Raw genomic sequence first — 16582 nt, 5'->3', positions numbered from 1 at the left:
TTACAACAAACGCATCGCCAGCGAAAACGCGTCCGAGCCATATGGTCTCGGACGCGCTTCGCCTCTGCGACTTACTGAACCTTGAAGATCCAGATGAGGTTGGTGGTGAGCTCACCGGTCGGGGTCCACTGGTACTTACGGGCCACACCCTGGCCGTTGTAGTTCTTCACGAAGTCAAGCAGGGCCGGCCGGGTGATGGCACCCGAGTCGATGCCCTTCACCAGGATGGTGCCGAGGTCGTAGCCCTCCGCACTGTAGGTGCCTGCATCGGTGTTGAACTTCTTCTTGTACTCGTCGGCGAACGATCCGGTGGCCGGGCCGCACGGGCAGGACAGGATGGCGCCCTTGGTGGCCTCGCCGCCCTGCTTGACGTACTCGGGATCCTTTGTGCCGTCGGCGGAAACGAACGTCCCGGCGAAGCCGCCGTCCTTGAGCTGCTGGGTCAGCGGAGCCGCCTCGGAGTAGTAGCCGCCGTAGAAAACGGCATCCGGGTTGACGCCCTTGACCTGTGTCACCGCAGCGGAGAAGTCCTTGTCGCCCTTCTTCACCGAGATGTTGCAACCGGAATCGGCCACCGGGCCCAGCGTCTCGCGGACCGCCGAGGCCAGACCGAGGCCGTAGTCGGTGCTGTCGTCGATGACGCAGACCTTCTTGTAGTTCAACGTGTTCTTCAGGTAGTTGGCGACCGCCGGACCCTGCACGGCATCGTTGGCGAGGCCGCGGAAGAACGTCTTCCATCCGTTCTGGGACAGCGTCGGGTTGGTCGCCGATGCCGTGGTGGCGACCAGGCCGGCCTGGTCGAACACGGTGCCGGTGGCTTTCGTCTCACCCGAGAACGCCGGGCCGACGAGTCCGATCGTGTACTGGTCGTCGACGATCTGCGGCGCGATCGCGGTGGCCTTTTGCGGATCGCCTTCGGTGTCGAACGGCTTCAGCTGGACCTGGCAGCCCTTGTTGGCCGCGTTGTGCTTGTCGATGGCAAGCTGCACACCGTTTTTGATGTTGATGCCCAGCGCGGCGTCCGGCCCGTTGAGAGCTCCCGCCATTGCGATCGACACCGGCGGGCAGGTGGCCTTGCCGTCACCGGCGGGATCGGCGGGCGCGGCAGTCTGATCCGCCTTGACCTCCTTGCCCTGCTCGTCGATCTGAACCTGCTCGACGATCTTCAGATCGGCCTGCGCAGTGCCTCCGTCACCACTCGGCTCGGATTGTTGGCACCCGGCAATACCGAGCACGACCAGGACGGCACTACCGAGAGCAAATGCATTCCGTGCCACGCCTCCGCGCACACTTCACCTCCGCGTCAATGTTTTTGTCGGCATCGGGCGCACCAGCCCTCCTCTGCCGGGGCGGCGATGCTTCGGGAAGACCATAGCCAACGCGAACCCATGTCGCGTCATGTTGGAAAACGGGGACTGCTGACCGGCCGTAAATTCGCGGCCAACGGCGCGTCGGAAACGCAGTTTTTACGCTTTCTCGGGCGCGTCGAGAGTTTCGAGCACCACCTCGGCGACGCGCCTCATCGTGGTGCGGCGATCCATGGCCGCACGCTGGATCCATTTGAACGCCTCGGGTTCCGACATCCCCTGCTTCGTCTGCAGCAAACCCTTCGCCCGCTCGACGAGCTTGCGCGTCTCCAGCCGGTCGGACAACGTCGCAACCTCGTTCTCCAGCGCGGTCATCTCGCTGAACCGGCTGACCGCCACCTCAATGGCCGGGATCAGGTCGGTGATGTTGAACGGCTTCACGAGATACGCCATGGCGCCTGCGTCGCGCGCCCGCTCGACGAGTTCGCGTTGACTGAACGCGGTGAGGATGACTATCGGCGCGATGCGCTTACTGGCGATCTCGGACGCGGCGTCGATGCCATCGCGTCGCGGCATCTTGACGTCCATGATCACCAGATCGGGCCGCAGGCTCTCGGCCAGATCGACCGCTTCCTGGCCGTCGCCGGCCTCCCCGACGATCTCGTAGCCTTCTTCGCGCAGCATTTCGGCCAAGTCCAGCCGGATGAGCGCCTCGTCTTCGGCGACGAGAACGCGGCGCGGCCTATCGGCATCGGTCGGTGACGCGGTCATGGGACACATTGTGGCGGTCCGGCGGGCGATCAGCGACCGCGGGGCATCCTCTATGGTGGAAACCCGCGGAAACACGAAGCCCTCGTATCCCAACTGGCAGAGGAAACGGATTCAAAACCCGTACAGTGTGAGTTCGAATCTCACCGAGGGCACCAGCAGTAAACGGGCGGGCCCCGAAGGACCCGCCCGTCGACCCCGCGCTTTGCGCCCCTTGTTGTCAGCCTCCGATTCCCAGTAGCTTGCCGCCTGGCGCAAGCCCGAGGAGACTGCCGCCACCGAAGTTCAGCAGCCCCTGCCGGCCCGTACCGCCGTTGAGGATGCCTTGGTTGGCGGTGCCCAGATTGGCGATGCCGAAATTGCCGGCGCCCTGGTTGGCCACGCCGGCGTTCAAGACGCCGCCGTTGAGGATCCCGACGTTGCCTAGGCCGGAGTTCAGGATGCCGCCGTTGAAGCCGCCGCTGTTCCCGATGCCGATGTTCGGGCCGAGCGTGTTGCTGTTCAGGACCCCGCTGGTGCATACGAGACCTTTGATGCCCAGCAGGCAGTTGTCTGCAGAAGACGTCGCGGGGACGGCCATCGCGATAGCCCCAGCACCGACGAGCGAACAGCCGAAGATCACGAACGGACGTAGTGATGCCATGTTTTCTCCCTTAGCCAGGGTCGGTGGTTAACGCAAGTAGATTAACTCACACCGAGGCATTGAAGAAAGCATCTGGCAAACAAATCGTTTCGATAACTCTGCGTCAAATACTCTGCAATCCGCTCGCTACTGCTTGATCCGGCAAACTACAGAATTAACGCGAGCGGCAAATAAGTTCTCCGGGGATCACGCACCCGTCCGAAGAATCGAATTTGCTATATCGCTCCGGGCCGGGATTCCTCCAGCGCTTGGTCGGCAAACTGGCCGCGGCTACGGCGATCCCACTCCGCGAGCACCTGCGGGTCGGTGGCCTTACTGGTCAGACTGCCCGCCACATAGACCACCAGCCCGGTCACCAGCCCGACGTAGATCGGCTCGTTGGCGTAGATATCGCCGACGTAGATCATCGTGGCCAGCGTCGCGACGGTACCGACGGCCATTGCCGCCACTGCCCCGACGTTGGTGCCGCGCCGCCACACCAGACCGCCCAGGATCGGCACCAACAACCCGCCGACCAGGATGTCGTAGGCCACGGTCAGCGCGGCCACCACGTCCTGCAGCACGCACGCGATGATCACCATCAGGATGCCGAAGCCGAACACGTATAGGCGGTTGTTGCGGACGTGGTCGTGTTCGCTGCCCGCCTCGATGTCCTGATGCCGCAGTCGCGCGACGATGTCCTGACTGAACACCGTCGCGGTGGCGATCAGCGCACCGCTCGACGTCGACATCACGGCGGCGAGCGCGGCGGCCAGCACGAGGCCGGCGAGCACCGGCGGCAACTGCTGCTCGACGAATTGTGCGAACGCGTCGTCCCGGGATTCCAGCGCCGGCAGCAGCACTTTGGCGGCCATCCCGATCACCGCTCCCGCCACCGCGTACAGCAGGCAGTACAGGCCCGACGCCGCGCCTGCCCAGCGCGCCACCCCGGGACTGCGCGCGGTGAACACCCGCTGCCAGATGTCCTGGCCGATCAGCAGACCGAAGGTGTAGATGACGAAGTAGGTCAGGATGGTGTCGCCGCCGATGGTGGTCAGCGACGTGGCGTCGGCGGGCAGTTTGTCAGCCAGCCCGGAGACGCCTCCGGTCTTGTACAGCGCGACCGGCAGCAGGATGAAGAAGATGCCGATGGTCTTGACCAGGAACTGCACGAAGTCGGTCAGCGTGATCGACCACATCCCGCCCAGCGTGGAGTAGATGATGACCACGCTGCCGCCGAGGATGATCGCGGGCACCTTGGCGATGTCGAACAACGCGCCGAAGATCGTCGAATACGCGATGGTCGACGTCACCGACAGCATCAGTGTGTAGCCCCACATCACGATTCCTGACAGCACGGAAGAACCTGGGCCATAACGCAATTCGAGCATCTGACTGACGGTGTAGACGCGCAGCCGCTGGATCCGGCCCGCGAACAACAGGCTCAGCGCCAGAATGCCGACGCCGATCCAGAACACCAGCCACATGCCAGAGATCCCGTACTTGTAGCCGAGGCCGACACCGCCGATCGTCGACGCGCCGCCGAGCACGATCGCGGCCATGGTGCCGGAGTAGAGCAGCGGGCCCAGGCGGCGGCCTGCGACGAGGAAGTCGGATTGCGTTTTGGCCCTGCTCTTTCCCCAGAAGCCGAAGGCAATCATGCCCAGCAGATAGATGACGACGATCGCGATATCCATGATGTCCCCTCAGCGGATGTCGAAGTGGATGACAGTCGGTCCGTCAGCGGCGAACGCACCGCGGACGAGGTCGGTCAACTCGGCCGTCGACGTCGTGCGCACTCCACGTGCCCCCATCGCCACCGCGAGGGCGGCGAAGTCCGGTGTGCGCAGTTCGACGCCGATCGGCGCAATGCCCCTGACCGCCTCCTGGTCCCGGATCTCTTGGTAGCCGCCGTTGTCGACGACGACGACCGGTATCGAAAGTTGTTGTTCGACAAGCGTCATCAGTTCCTGCACGGAGAACATCAGCGCGCCATCGCCGAGCAACACCGCCACCGGCGTTCCTGGCAGCCCGATCGCGGCGCCGAGGCCGGCGGGCAGCCCGTAACCCAGCGTGGCGAACCCGGGCGAATAACAGAAGCGCCGCGGGGCAGGCATGTCGAAGAAATGCACCGAGCCGAAGTAGGTGACCTGCGAACTGTCTCCGGTCAGCACGCCGTCGGCAGGCAGCGCCGCGCGCACGGCGGCGTTGATCTCCGCGTAGCCGCCCGCGTCCTTCGCCGCTTCCTCGCGGCACGCCGCCCGCACCGCCGCCGCGCGGTCGTGGGGGCGTGCGGTCGCGGCGGGCAACGCGGCCCGAAGGGCGGCGACGGTGGCCGCGGCGTCGCCGAGCAGCGTGTGGTCGGCCGGGCAGTTCTTCTGCAACTGGCCCGGTTCGATATCGCATCGGATCACCGTTCGCGCGCGAATCTGCCCTTCCCACAGGTCCGAATCGCCGAGTTCGGACCCAACCACAAGCAGCGCGTCGCTTTCGGCGGCGGCCTTCTGCACGGCCCGAAGCCGGACGGATGCGCCAACCGACAGCGGATGGGCCTCGTCGACGACGCCCTTGCCGTTGACCGTGGTGGCGACCGGCGCGTCGAGTGTCTCGGCCAGCGCGGTCACCTCCCGCTGCGCGTTCACCGCTCCCCCGCCTGCGATGATCATCGGCTGGACCGCGGCTGCCAGTACCTCGGCCGCGGCGCGGACCGCCTCCGGATCAGCTTGTGGGGCAGCGTGTTTGGCGGCCGCACGGGGCTCCCCCGTCCACTGCGCCTCGAGGACGTCGACGGGAATCTCGATGTGCACCGGGCGCGGACGACCGGCGGCGAACGAGTCGAACGCGTCCGAGACGGCTTCAGCGGCGTCCTCGGCGGTGCGTACCCGGCGGCTCCAGCGGATCAGCTGATCCATTGCGCCGCTGGTGTTCTTGGCCTCGTGCAGCTGTCCGAGGTCATGGCCCTCGGCGTCGGTGGGCATCCCGGACGACAGGATCAGCATCGGCTGCGACTCCGCATAGGCGGTGGCCGCCGCCGTCATCGTGTTCGTCAGGCCGGGCCCGCTGGTGGCCACCACCACACCTGGCCTGCCGGTGACTCGGGCGTAGGCTTCGGCGGCGTATCCCGCTCCCTGCTCGTGGCGCGGGGTGACCGCGCGGATTCCGGTCGCCGGAAAATGGCGGTACAGCTCGAGGTTGTGTGTGCCAGGGATACCGAAGACGGTGTCCACCCCTTGTGCGGCAAGGCTTTCCACCACCGCAGCGCCGCCGTTGCGATGCGTGGTCATTGGGTGGCCGCCAGCACGGACATCAGCTCGTACGCGACGTGCGCGGCGGCGATACCGGTGATCTCGGCGTGATCGTAGGCTGGCGCCACCTCCACGATGTCGGCCCCGACCAGGTTGACGCCCACCAGGCTGCGCAGGCAGTGCAGCAGCTCGCGACTTGTCATTCCGCCGGCTTCCGGGGTGCCGGTGCCCGGCGCGTGGGCCGGGTCGAGCACGTCGATGTCGACGGACACGTAGACCGGCGCATCGCCGAGACGCGCCCGCATCCGCTCGATTACGGTGGCCAACCCGTCGAGTTGCACGTCGTCGGTGCCGATCACCTGGAAGCCGAGCACCCGGTCGTCGGTCAGATCGGTGGACGCGTAGAGCGGGCCACGGATACCGACGTGCAGGCAGTGTTCGGGATGCAGCAGACCTTCCTCGCTGGCCCGCCGGAACGGCGTGCCGTGCGTGAACGGAGCCCCGAAGTAGGTGTCCCAGGTGTCGAGGTGGGCGTCGAAGTGCAGCACAGCGACGGGGCCGTGGTCGCGATGCAGCGAGCGCAGCAACGGCAGCGCGATGGTGTGGTCGCCGCCGAGCGTGATCAGCTTCGTCCCGCCGTCACGCAACTCGTCCGACGCCCGCTCGATCGTGGTGATCGCCTCGGCGATGTCGAACGGGTTGACGGCGATGTCGCCGGCGTCGGCCACCTGCTGAACGGCGAACGGTTCGACATCCAACCGCGGGTGATACGGCCGCAGCAGCTTGGACGAGGCCCGAATGTGGCCTGGCCCGAACCGCGCCCCCGGCCGATAGGACACCCCGGAGTCGAACGGGATGCCGACGACCGCGACGTCGGTGTGGGTCACTTCATCGGTGCGGGGCAGGCGTGCGAAAGTGGCCGGGCCCGCGTAGCGCGGCACACGGGTGGCGTCGACCGGTCCGATCGGGGGCGCAGAAGTCATGTCTAGAACGCTCCCCGAAAAGACCGGCTGCAGATATAGCCATTTTGTAGAGATTGGGCTATAGCTGTTCGACGATATGTCCATGCTGACCGTTGCGGAGCTGGTCGCGGACCCCGATCTAGGGCTGCAGCTGGTCGCAGGGCGCGGCGGTGCCGACCGGGAAATCGAGGCCGCCGCGGTTTCTGAGCTGGTGAATCCCGGTCCATGGCTGCAGGGCGGCGAGCTGCTGTTGACCATCGGCCTGTTGCTGCCGAAGACCCTAGCGGGGTGCCGGTCCTATCTCGCCGACCTGGATGCCGCGGGGGTGCGCGCCGTCGGAATCGGGCTCGGCGCCGAACTGCCCCACCAGAAGGCGCCCGCACGACTGGTCAGCGCCGCCGACGAGGTCGGCATGCCGTTGTTGACGGTGCCCGATCCGGTGCCGTTCATCGCGGTGACGAAGGCGGTGTTCGCCTACCGGGCGCGCGCCGAACGGCGGGACCTGGAGTGGGCGCTGCAGACTCAGCGGGCCCTGACTGCAGCCGCCGTCACCCCCGGCGGGCTGCTCGGCATCCTTGCCGCCCACCGCGACACCACCGGCCGCTCGGGCGTGGTGATCGACTTGCTCGGCCGGGTCCTCGCCCAATCGGATTCGGACGCAGAGCATTTGGTTGCGCGACTGTCGGGGCTGCTGGAGTCGGTTCGCGAGCAGGGCCTCAACGCGGCAGCCGCCGACATCAGCGGTGGCCGCAGGCGGGAACTCCACGCGCTCGGCGCGCGCAGGCTTCGCGCCTGGCTGCTGATCGACGGACCCGCTGAATTGCCTGCTGCACATCAGATTTCGGGTGATCTGGTATCGCTGCTATCCCTCGAGCTCGAGCGCCGCCACGGGCTCACCACCGCTCAGCGCCGCGGCCGGGCCCAGGTGCTGGACCGGTTGGCCCGCGCCTCCGTCGACGATGTCGTCGCCGCGCGCTGGCTGGCGTCCGTCGGGCTGCAGGACACCGACTTGCGGGCCGCCGCCGTCGCCGCCAAGGACGACGCCGACGACTTGGCCGCCGACCTGCTCACCAGCCTGCCCGACGCATTGGTGCGCGCAGCGGGAGAGGTGGTCGAACTCGCGGTGCCCATCGACACGGACCTGCCGGGTGCGCTCGCCACGCTGGCGGGCGGTCGGCCTGCGGGCATCGGCATCGCGGTGCGACCCGGCTCGCTGGTCGTATCCCTGCGTCAGGCCCGGTCGGCGTTGCCCGCGAGCCGCGTCCAGGGCCGCCACATGCACGCCGAAGAAATCGCCAGCAGTCGGCTGCTCTTGAACACCGTTGGGGCGCAACCACTCCAGGCGTACGCCGACGCGGTGCTCGGGCCGCTCGACGCGATGGACCGGTCAGGCGAACTGCTGCGCGGGCTCACCGCTTTTCTCGAGCACAACGGGCACTGGGGCTCCGCGGCCGCCGCGCTGCGCGTTCACCGGCACACGATGCGCAACCGCATCGAGGCAGTTGAACGACTAACCGGGCGGCGCATGGAGTCCGCGCAGGACCGCCACGAATTGTGGCTGGCCCTGCGGGCTCGTGACGCCGCCCGGATGTCGTCGGACTAACCGGCCGCGGGAGCCGACGCCTCCTCGCTGGCCGCGTGCTTCGGCGTACCCTTCGAAGACTTCGGAGTGTGGTCGCCGAGCTTGGACTTGATCTCGTCGACGGACTTGCCGTTGGGTACCGCACCCTTTCCGTGCTTGCCGGTCACCGAGTGGCCGCCCGCACCCTTCTTGTCTGCGCCGGACTTCTTGTCCCCGTCCTTCTTGGCATCGTCGTCCTTGGCATCGTCGTCCTTGGCGTCGTCCTTGGCGTCGTCGTTCTCCTTCCGGGTGGCCGGAGTCGACGCCTTCGGATCGTCGGACGACTTGGTGTCATCGGTTGCGGCGGGAGGATTCTCGGATGCCTTCGGGTCCGTTTCAGTGGCCGGCTCCGTCGCCGTCGCCGCAGCGGGCGTCGGTTCCTTGACCACCTTTGTCTCGTCGGACTTCGTCGACTGCTCTGACTTGTCGGCCGCAGGTCCGTCCGACGCGGAGATCTTCTCGGTCGTGTCGCTGGTCTCCGACGTTGTCACGGCCGCGGTTTTTTGGAACGTCTCGGTCACCGCCTGCTCGGCCACCGCCGCCGTGTCGACCGCTTCGATCGCGGCCACCGTGGTCGGCGTCGTCGGTGTCTTCTTGAAGGACGCCGCCCACGCCGCGAGTGCTTGTGCCAACGCGTTGGCGACTGACGAGCCGACCTGCTGCACCGTCTGCTGCACCGCAGGCACCACCTGATTCACGACGGTGTTCTGCACCGTGGTCGCCACCTGCTGCACCAACTTCTGCAACGAGGCCGCCAAGGCCGCGGCCAGGTCACTGGACTGCCGCTCCCTGATGATGTCCCTGATCCATTCGCCCGCCGGCTTCAACTTCCACTCACCGGACGCCTCGTCGAAGTAATAGAGGCCGAACGAACCCTGCTCGGTCAGTTCCTGGCCCAACCGGTCACGCAGGCTGTAGATGAACGCCGGGCCGATCCAGTCCTCCCAGCTAGCAGCGATTTCGCGGTACTGGGCCGGCAGTTGCGCCATTTGGGCGTCGGTAAGCCCCTCACCCCAGACGGTGAGGAAGTCGCTGATGAATTTGAGCTGGTTCTGGTAGGCCGCCGCCTGGTCGGCATTGAGCGATGTCGGCAGGCCGTATTCGGTGGCCCAGATCTTCACCAGGTCGTCGCCGTTGTTCAGCATGGTCTGCCGCATTTGGAGCAGCATCTGCAGCGGCGACACGAAACCGGGATTCTGCTCCGCGAAGGTCTTTTGATAGTTGTACGGGTGATATGACAGCGCATCGAAGAAACCCTTGGCGCCGTTGGCATACATGGTCTGCACGAATGTCACCGGGTCCATGGTCAGATTGCCGACGGTGACGACCGCGCCAAGCACACCGGCCACGACGGTGGCATTCGGGTCTGCGGCTTTGATCGCCGTATACGCCGCCTTCAACACATTGGTGTAAGCGACCGGATCAACGGCAGGCGACCACGTCTTGTAGGAGTTCGGCTCATTCCACACCTCGTAGGCCGAAACCTCACCCTGGTATCGCTGGGCAACCTCCGCCGCGAATGCCGCGAAATCCGCCGGGTCGGGCGCCACACCCACACAACCCAAGCATCCGGAGTTGTCCTGCCCGCCGTAGTACGGCGTCGAATTCAGCACCCCCAGCACCGAGAAACCGCGATCGGTGGCCTCCTGGATGATGCGATCCATCTTCGCCCAGTTCGGCGGGAACAGCTGCTCCAACGCCGAGCCTGGCTCTGCAGGCCTGATCGCCGCCCATGGGATGACCACCCGAACCGTGTTGACGCCCAACGCCTGCATCTCGTTGAAGCGGGCTTCGATCTCGTCATCAGTCGCGTTGTACAAATCTGAATCGGCGATGCCGATGGTCTCGGAGTCCTCTTTTATCGCCGCCGTTTCGACGATGTGATAAGCGGCCGCACTGACCGGCCGCGGCATCGGGGAGGTGGGCGTGAGCAAATTCGTCACGTAGGCACACAAGATCGCGATCGGCACTAGGGCAATCACGGTGAATATCGAGTATCGCCGCATGCGGCGACTCATGGCCCGGCTCATAGCCACTCCCGTTTCAGTTGTCAGTCCGAAGACATGGCACCAGATGTGTCGATTCAAATTAGCCCATCGGGCAGAAAAGCGCGCAGCCAATTGAAAAAGACTTTTGGTCCGAAAAGCGTGGCGGCGCAAGGCATCTTCCCCGCATGGCGCGACCGGGGTCGGGATGCACACATCAATTGCGCGCCATTCGACAGTTTCAGCAAAGGGGTTATCTCTGCCGTCGTTTATGGTAGGGGGTGACTCGTATGTGTCCCATATCTGGGAATATCGAGGTGATCACGGTCGCATCACGCGGCAATTTCTCTGCACAGCGCGCGAATCTCACCGGAACGCGTTTGCGCCGAACACAGCAAGCAAAACCTCACTGCAACGCGGTCACATCCGGCCGCGCCGGTTGTATGCAGAACCGAATGAATAATCGCCACGCTCCAACCACCCGGCGCTGCGCAGAAAACGACACCCCGACGCCGTCGACACGCCGTAGCGGGGTCAACCGCGGCGCACCACGGGCCCCTCACATCAGCTACCCGCTCGCCGTTATCCAAAAAGCACAACGGACGAGCCGTGATTTGGTCGACGGCAAAATGCGTAATGCCGGACCGGGCCGAATACCGGCGCGGCTAAGCAAAACACACGGTATGTCGTGGGCACGTGGAACCGAAAACCCGCAGGTGGGGCCGTCTCGCGGCGTTACGCTTCGAAGGTGGTGGCCAAGGTTCGATCCGTCTGCGTGCCCGACGTGGCGCTCGAGAACCGGGTGCCTGCCCGCACCCGGCATCAGAACGAAACCGTTGCGCGCCACCTTCGGGTACTGACCGTCACCACCCGCATCGGCGCGGTCATCAGCATCTTCTTCGGCATTCAAGCGTTGATCATCGGACAGGATGTGCTGTGGATCGCGATGGTGAACCTGGCCGCCGGTGCCATCTTTCTGCTGATCCCCTTGCTGTACCGGTTCGGTGAGTTGGTCGCGCCGCTGGTGTTCTTCTTCGTGGCGTACGCCTCGATCACCGTGGTGTGCTGGCACCTCGGCACGAGTTCGGGATTGCCGTTCTACTACCTACTCGCCGCGACCCTGATGGTGTTGATCCTCGGCGTCGATCACATCGTGCTGACAGCGGTACTCGCCGCGGGCAACGCCGCGACCGTCATCGCACTCGAGCTACTCGTTCCGTATAACACTGGCGTGCAACCGGATTGGGCATACCGGACGGGTTTCATCCTCACGGTGACATCGGCCTTCGTGATGGTGATCGCGGTGGCGTGGTACGCGCTGCGGGAGATCCGGCGGGCACGGCTGGCGATGGAGGCCGAATATGAACGGTCCGAGAGGCTGCTCACCAACATCCTGCCCGCGCCCATCGCCGAGCGCCTGAAAGACCCGTCGCGCAACATCATCGCCGACAAGTACGACGACGCGTCGATTCTGTTCGCCGACATCGCCGGGTACACCAAACGCTCGAGTGACACTCCCCCAACAGATTTGGTGCGCTTCCTGGACCGGCTCTACACCGATCTGGATGCGCTCGTCGACCGGCACGGCCTGGAGAAGGTCAAGACGAGCGGCGATTCCTACATGGTGGTCAGCGGCGTTCCTGAACCGCGCGACGATCACATCGAGGCGCTCGCCTGTCTGGCACTCGACATGGCCGAGACCGTCGCGGACCTGAAAGACCCTCAGGGTCGCGAGGTTCCGCTACGCATCGGCCTTGCCGCCGGGCCGGTGGTGGCAGGCGTGGTCGGTGCGCGCAAGTTCTTCTACGACGTGTGGGGCGACGCGGTCAACGTGGCGGCGCGGATGGAGACCACCGATGTCGAGGGGCGGATCCAGGTGCCCGACGACGTGTATCAGCGCCTCAACCACGCATTCGTGCTCGAAGAGCGCGGAGAGGTCGACATCAAGGGCAAGGGCGTCATGCACACCTGGTACCTGGTCGGCCGCCGCGACGACGAAGCCGTCCGCAATGCCGTCGAACGGCGCAGCGCCGTCACACCTTCCGGTTCTCCGACTTGATCAGCCAGGCCAGCTTCTCCAGCCCGTCGATCAGCTGGTGCAGGATGTCCGCGGTGCTCGGGTCCTCCGCGTCGACCGCGTCGTGGACGCCGCGGATGGTGTCGACCGCCGCGTAGGTGCGCGCGGTGATCAGGTCGACGACCTCGGCCGTGCTGCGCTCATAGGCCGGGAACTCCGGCAGCGACGTGGTGGCGGCGACGGTGTCGGACCGGCCGTCGGGCACCGCGTCCAGCGCCCGCATCCGCTCGGCGATGGTGTCACTTGCCTCGCGTGCGAAGTCGACGAGTTCGTCGAGTTGCAGGTGCAGGTCGCGGAAATTGCCGCCGACGACGTTCCAGTGCGCCTGCTTGCCCTGCAGGTGCAGTTCGATCAGGTCGACCAGCACCCGCTGCAGGTTCGCGCTGAGAGCCGGCGATGCCTGAAATGCCTGTACTTCTGCTTCTGTGCGACGTGTTGTGGTACCCATGCCTCAACCAACGGCCGCCACAATGGAATCATTCCAATTTGGCGGAATCCTGTCGTTCCAATAGGCGCGCGTAGCCGGCGCCCATGCCGAGTAGCACCAGGCCGACCACGATGAACACCGCCACCCGGAAGATCCCGTCGAGGGTGCCGAGGTCGAACAGGAAAAGTTTGGCCATCGCAGCGGCGACCAGTGTCAGCCCTCCGCCGATCGGCAGCGACCGTTCGGCCCTGGTGACCCGCGCCGCATAGCCGAAGAGGCCCGCGGCCATCGCGATCCAGCAGATCGTGGCGGCCATGTGGCCGGCGAAGAAGCCGCCGTTCTCGCCGCCGATCCACACACCGGCCGTCACGGTGAACGCGGTCACGGCATAGATCACCACGGCGGCGCAGCCCGCCCAGACGACCGGTTCGTCACGCCAGGACCAGGTGATGGCGATCGCGGACGCGACCAACAAGACACTGGCGATCAATGTGGAAATGCCTTCTGCAGTGGTGATTTCGGTGGCCTCGACGATTGCGGTCGGCGGTGCGTAGACCAGGAAGATGCCACCCCCGACGAACCCGAAGCCGATCGCCACCCACCGCGCGATCGGATCGCGCCGACCCGCGACCGCGACCACGACGGCCATCGCCAGCAGCACTGGGCCAGCGATGTAACCGTCGAAGGCGACGGTCACCGCAACCAGCGCCGACACCGCCGCCAGCGCCGACCAGATCTGCCGTACCGCGGCGGTCACGCCGGGCGGGCGGGTCAGCACGATCGCGAGCATGACCGCGGCCAGCGACGCCGCCATCAACGCTGCCACCACCCGGTCCACCGCCGGGGAGACACACAGGACCGGCAGCGCACCCGCCGCCGTCAGCAGCGCCGTCGCGGCTCCATTTGTCGTGCGCGGCAACAGGATCAGCGCCCCTGCCAGTGCCAGCAATGCGGCGAGGGCGCACGCGCCCGCCAGCCACAGGTCACGATCCGAACTGAAGGCGACGGCGACCAACGCGATCAACAACGGGAAAGTGGGGGCGGCCGTGCGTGCAGCGTGCAACCAGATCCAGTCCTTGCCGAGTTGGACGGGCAGCGAGGCGGCGGACAGCGCGAGCATGAAACCGACGAGAAGCAGCGTGACACCGTCGGTGATCACCGGCGCCAGGCAGATCAGCGGCACCAGCACCAGCACCCCGAGATGCTGCGAATCCCACCGCCGCGCCAAGGTCATACCGCCGCCGCCGACGACGGCCGCGATGACCAGGCCGACGGCGGCGGGCACCCAGTCGTAGATCGTCGTGACTGCGATGACGTCCATGTATGCGGCGCCGATGCCGGTGGCGGCCAGGGCGACGGCGCCCACTCGGCCGCCGGGTCGCGTGCTGAGCCAGTACGCACAGGCCACCAACCCGGCCGCAAGCACGGCGCCGCCCGCGACCCGGAACTCGGGACGCAGGATGCCCGCCTGGGCCGCCAGCACCAACAGCAGCACGACACCGACGAGCGTGACGGCGACCCCGGCGACCGCCAGCATCCGTCCGATCCAGTTCTCGGACCGTTCCTTCCGCTGCTGCTGCTCGACCGGGGCCGGGTACTGCGGCGGCGGATACTGCGGCCAGTGCGGCGCATAAGGCATCGGTTGGGGCTGTGCAGCCAGCAGGCGGTCGAGTTCGGCCAGATCGGCGGACATCCGCGCGAGGTACTGGGAGATCGCAGCGGAATCCGCAGACAACCGGGAGATGACGGCACGCGGTTCGGTCATGTGAGAAATCGTCGCAACGCGCCGCCGGATTCGGATGAGTAGGACTACTCGTCCTTGTCCAAACCGTGTTCGATGGCGTACCGCGCCAGTTCCACCCGGTTGGCCACCTGTAACTTGCGGAACGTGGCCTGCACGTGGTTCTCCACGGTGCGGTGGCTCAGCGACAGTCGGGCCGCGATCTGCTTGGCCGTCAGGCCTTTCGCGACGAAGCGCAGCACCTCCGTTTCGCGTTCGGTCAGGCTCGGCGTGCCCTCGCCCGCGCCAGGGGCCTGCGCGATGCGGCGGTACTCCCCCAACACCAGACCCGCCAACCCCGGTGTGAACACCGCACGGCCTTCGGCGGTCGCGCGCACCGCGGAACCGAGTTCCTGTTTCGATGCACTCTTCACCAGATAGCCTGTGGCGCCTGCCTTTACCGCTTCGAGGACGTCGTCGCGCTCGTCGGACGCCGAGAGCACCAGGATCCGGGACGACGGCGACACCGCGAGCACCTCCGCGGTGGCCTGCGCACCGTCGCCATCGGAAAGCCTCATGTCCATCACCACCACGTCGGGGTGCACGACCGCGGCGCGCCGACGCGCGGCCGCCACCCCGTCGGCCGTCGCCACCACTGTGAAGCCGTCCTCCGCGAGGTCGCGGGCCACGGCGTCGCGCCAGATCGGATGGTCGTCGACGACCATCACCGTCGGGGTACCGTCAGCTCCCATTCCGCCCCACATCCCGGCCCGGTGGTCAACTTGGCGCTGCCACCCAGCCACTCCAGCCGTCCCACAATCGATTTGGCGACTCCGACGCGACCCTCCGCGACGGCCGCCTCCAGTCTGCCCTCCGCGATGCCGACGCCGTCGTCGCGGATGCTGATCGTCACCGAGTCGCCGAGATCCTCCAGTAGCACGTAGGCAAGGGCGTCGGCCCCCGCATGCGCCGCGACGTTGTCCAGCGCGTTGGCTGCTGCGGCGTACAACTCGTCGGCGACGGCGGAGTCCAGCAGCACGGGCTCTGCGGGCACGCTGACCGAGACTCGGTCGGAGGCGCGTCGCCGCAGCAGCGCCCCGATGTCCGCGGTGGCCCCCGCCCGTGGTTCGACGTCGGAGGCGCTGACGAGGCGGCGCAGCGCACGTTCCTGTTCACCGGCGAGCTCGGCCAGTTCGGCTGTCTCTCCACCGATTTCGCGGCCGCGCCGGGAGACCAGCGCCAGCACCTGGATGGCGCCGTCGTGCACCTGACGCGACAGCCGGTCGCGTTCCTCCAGCGAGGCCGCGAGCCTGGTAGCGCGTTCGAGTTCCGCATGCGCACGCCTGGCGGTCTGTGCGGCCATCCCGACCGCGAGACCCACCGCCAGTTCGATGACGATCGTCGCGTTGCGGCCGAGGTCGTAGTTGAAGGAACCCTTGACCACTGTTGAGGCGATCATCACAGCGACGCCGGCCAACATGCCGGGGATCGCGCCCATCTGGATGGCCGCCGAGATCGTTGCGTTGGTGGCCCACAACGTCGTCGGCCACGACTGGTTGTCCAGCGCCCATTGTTCGGAGGCGACGAACACCGTGGAGAGGATCAGTGCCACCACGACCACGATCTCGGCGAGCACCCACGCGGACCTGCGCCCGAACCCCTGCAGATAGGCGACCGCGCACGCCGCGCTCCACCCGATGAGCACCGCGAACAACAGCCAGCCGACGGCCGGGTGATCGAGGTCGTCGTTGACCGCGATCTGAAACCCCAGCGCGTACAGGCAACTCAGCAACCGGAACACCTGCGCGGCCCGCCACAGCGGGGTGGCTGGATCGCGGTCACGCACCG

At 66.4% G+C, this 16582-nt stretch carries 13 protein-coding genes and 1 tRNA gene; 3 read left to right on the top strand and 11 right to left on the bottom strand.

What is annotated here, in order from left to right; translation table 11 throughout:
- Nucleotides 1-71 precede the first annotated feature (71 nt).
- Together C1A30_RS20650 and C1A30_RS20645 are read right to left on the bottom strand one after the other, a co-directional pair.
- Nucleotides 72-1289 (bottom strand): branched-chain amino acid ABC transporter substrate-binding protein, encoded by a 1218-nt coding sequence (locus tag C1A30_RS20650; RefSeq protein WP_101949969.1) that lies wholly within the window; start codon nucleotides 1287-1289, stop codon nucleotides 72-74.
- Nucleotides 1290-1466: 177 nt separating this feature from the next.
- Entirely contained in the window at nucleotides 1467-2078 is a 612-nt protein-coding gene (locus C1A30_RS20645; RefSeq protein WP_101949968.1) for an ANTAR domain-containing response regulator, read from the bottom strand.
- A gap of 78 nt (nucleotides 2079-2156) precedes the next feature.
- Here C1A30_RS20645 and C1A30_RS20640 point away from each other — a divergent pair.
- Nucleotides 2157-2233: transfer RNA gene (locus C1A30_RS20640), tRNA-Leu, on the top strand.
- Nucleotides 2234-2295: 62 nt separating this feature from the next.
- On the opposite strand, the gene C1A30_RS20635 is transcribed toward C1A30_RS20640, so the two are convergent.
- The 4 genes from C1A30_RS20635 to speB all read right to left on the bottom strand — a co-directional run bounded on the left by C1A30_RS20635 (nucleotide 2296) and on the right by speB (nucleotide 6925).
- On the bottom strand, nucleotides 2296-2718 hold the full coding sequence (locus C1A30_RS20635; RefSeq protein ID WP_101949967.1) for a hypothetical protein: 423 nt from the start codon (nucleotides 2716-2718) through the stop codon (nucleotides 2296-2298).
- Between the two features lie 215 nt (nucleotides 2719-2933).
- Nucleotides 2934-4394, bottom strand: a complete 1461-nt coding sequence (locus C1A30_RS20630; protein ID WP_101949966.1) for a sodium:solute symporter — start codon at nucleotides 4392-4394, stop codon at nucleotides 2934-2936.
- Between the two features lie 9 nt (nucleotides 4395-4403).
- A complete protein-coding gene (locus C1A30_RS20625) occupies nucleotides 4404-5981 on the bottom strand; it encodes a 5-guanidino-2-oxopentanoate decarboxylase (protein WP_101949965.1) in 1578 nt (525 codons plus the stop codon).
- Nucleotides 5978-6925, bottom strand: a complete 948-nt coding sequence (speB, locus tag C1A30_RS20620) for an agmatinase (protein ID WP_101949964.1) — start codon at nucleotides 6923-6925, stop codon at nucleotides 5978-5980. Before speB ends, C1A30_RS20625 begins: the two co-directional genes overlap by 4 nt.
- Nucleotides 6926-7007: 82 nt before the next feature.
- Between speB and C1A30_RS20615 the strand changes: the two genes are divergently transcribed.
- A complete protein-coding gene (locus C1A30_RS20615) occupies nucleotides 7008-8507 on the top strand; it encodes a PucR family transcriptional regulator (protein ID WP_160112774.1) in 1500 nt (499 codons plus the stop codon).
- Here the strand turns inward: C1A30_RS20615 and C1A30_RS20610 are convergent.
- The gene (locus C1A30_RS20610) at nucleotides 8504-10468 is read right to left on the bottom strand and encodes a cellulase family glycosylhydrolase (RefSeq protein ID WP_160112773.1); all 1965 of its coding nucleotides are present in this window, start codon (nucleotides 10466-10468) and stop codon (nucleotides 8504-8506) included. The two genes, C1A30_RS20615 and C1A30_RS20610, sit on opposite strands and share 4 nt — an antisense overlap.
- Before the next feature lie 790 nt (nucleotides 10469-11258).
- Between C1A30_RS20610 and C1A30_RS20605 the strand changes: the two genes are divergently transcribed.
- Nucleotides 11259-12569, top strand: a complete 1311-nt coding sequence (locus tag C1A30_RS20605; RefSeq protein ID WP_235010015.1) for an adenylate/guanylate cyclase domain-containing protein — start codon at nucleotides 11259-11261, stop codon at nucleotides 12567-12569.
- On the opposite strand, the gene C1A30_RS20600 is transcribed toward C1A30_RS20605, so the two are convergent.
- The 4 genes from C1A30_RS20600 to macS are packed head-to-tail and all read right to left on the bottom strand — an operon-like array spanning nucleotide 12544 to nucleotide 16580.
- Nucleotides 12544-13035: a Dps family protein gene (locus tag C1A30_RS20600; protein ID WP_101949961.1), complete on the bottom strand. Its 492-nt coding sequence runs from the start codon at nucleotides 13033-13035 to the stop codon at nucleotides 12544-12546. The genes C1A30_RS20605 and C1A30_RS20600 overlap by 26 nt on opposite strands.
- Before the next feature lie 28 nt (nucleotides 13036-13063).
- Entirely contained in the window at nucleotides 13064-14779 is a 1716-nt protein-coding gene (locus C1A30_RS20595; RefSeq protein ID WP_101949960.1) for a DUF2339 domain-containing protein, read from the bottom strand.
- A 44-nt stretch (nucleotides 14780-14823) separates the two neighbouring features.
- A complete protein-coding gene (locus C1A30_RS20590; protein ID WP_101949959.1) occupies nucleotides 14824-15486 on the bottom strand; it encodes a response regulator transcription factor in 663 nt (220 codons plus the stop codon).
- Nucleotides 15459-16580, bottom strand: a complete 1122-nt coding sequence (gene macS, locus C1A30_RS20585) for a MacS family sensor histidine kinase (protein WP_200828322.1) — start codon at nucleotides 16578-16580, stop codon at nucleotides 15459-15461. The genes C1A30_RS20590 and macS overlap by 28 nt, the downstream gene beginning before the upstream one ends.
- Nucleotides 16581-16582 lie beyond the last annotated feature (2 nt).

Source organism: Mycobacterium sp. 3519A, from assembly GCF_900240945.1.
In the GTDB taxonomy this organism is placed as follows: Bacteria; Actinomycetota; Actinomycetes; order Mycobacteriales; family Mycobacteriaceae; genus Mycobacterium.
This window is presented reverse-complemented; position numbering and strand designations above follow the sequence as displayed.

Coding starts and splice junctions, on each gene's coding strand:
- C1A30_RS20645 (WP_101949968.1), bottom strand. CDS start 2,078: ATGACCGCGTCACCGACCGATGCCGATAGGCCGCGCCGCGTTCTCGTC.
- C1A30_RS20635 (WP_101949967.1), bottom strand. CDS start 2,718: ATGGCATCACTACGTCCGTTCGTGATCTTCGGCTGTTCGCTCGTCGGT.
- C1A30_RS20630 (WP_101949966.1), bottom strand. CDS start 4,394: ATGGATATCGCGATCGTCGTCATCTATCTGCTGGGCATGATTGCCTTC.
- C1A30_RS20625 (WP_101949965.1), bottom strand. CDS start 5,981: ATGACCACGCATCGCAACGGCGGCGCTGCGGTGGTGGAAAGCCTTGCC.
- speB (WP_101949964.1), bottom strand. CDS start 6,925: ATGACTTCTGCGCCCCCGATCGGACCGGTCGACGCCACCCGTGTGCCG.
- C1A30_RS20615 (WP_160112774.1), top strand. CDS start 7,008: ATGCTGACCGTTGCGGAGCTGGTCGCGGACCCCGATCTAGGGCTGCAG.
- C1A30_RS20600 (WP_101949961.1), bottom strand. CDS start 13,035: ATGGGTACCACAACACGTCGCACAGAAGCAGAAGTACAGGCATTTCAG.
- C1A30_RS20595 (WP_101949960.1), bottom strand. CDS start 14,779: ATGACCGAACCGCGTGCCGTCATCTCCCGGTTGTCTGCGGATTCCGCT.
- C1A30_RS20590 (WP_101949959.1), bottom strand. CDS start 15,486: ATGGGAGCTGACGGTACCCCGACGGTGATGGTCGTCGACGACCATCCG.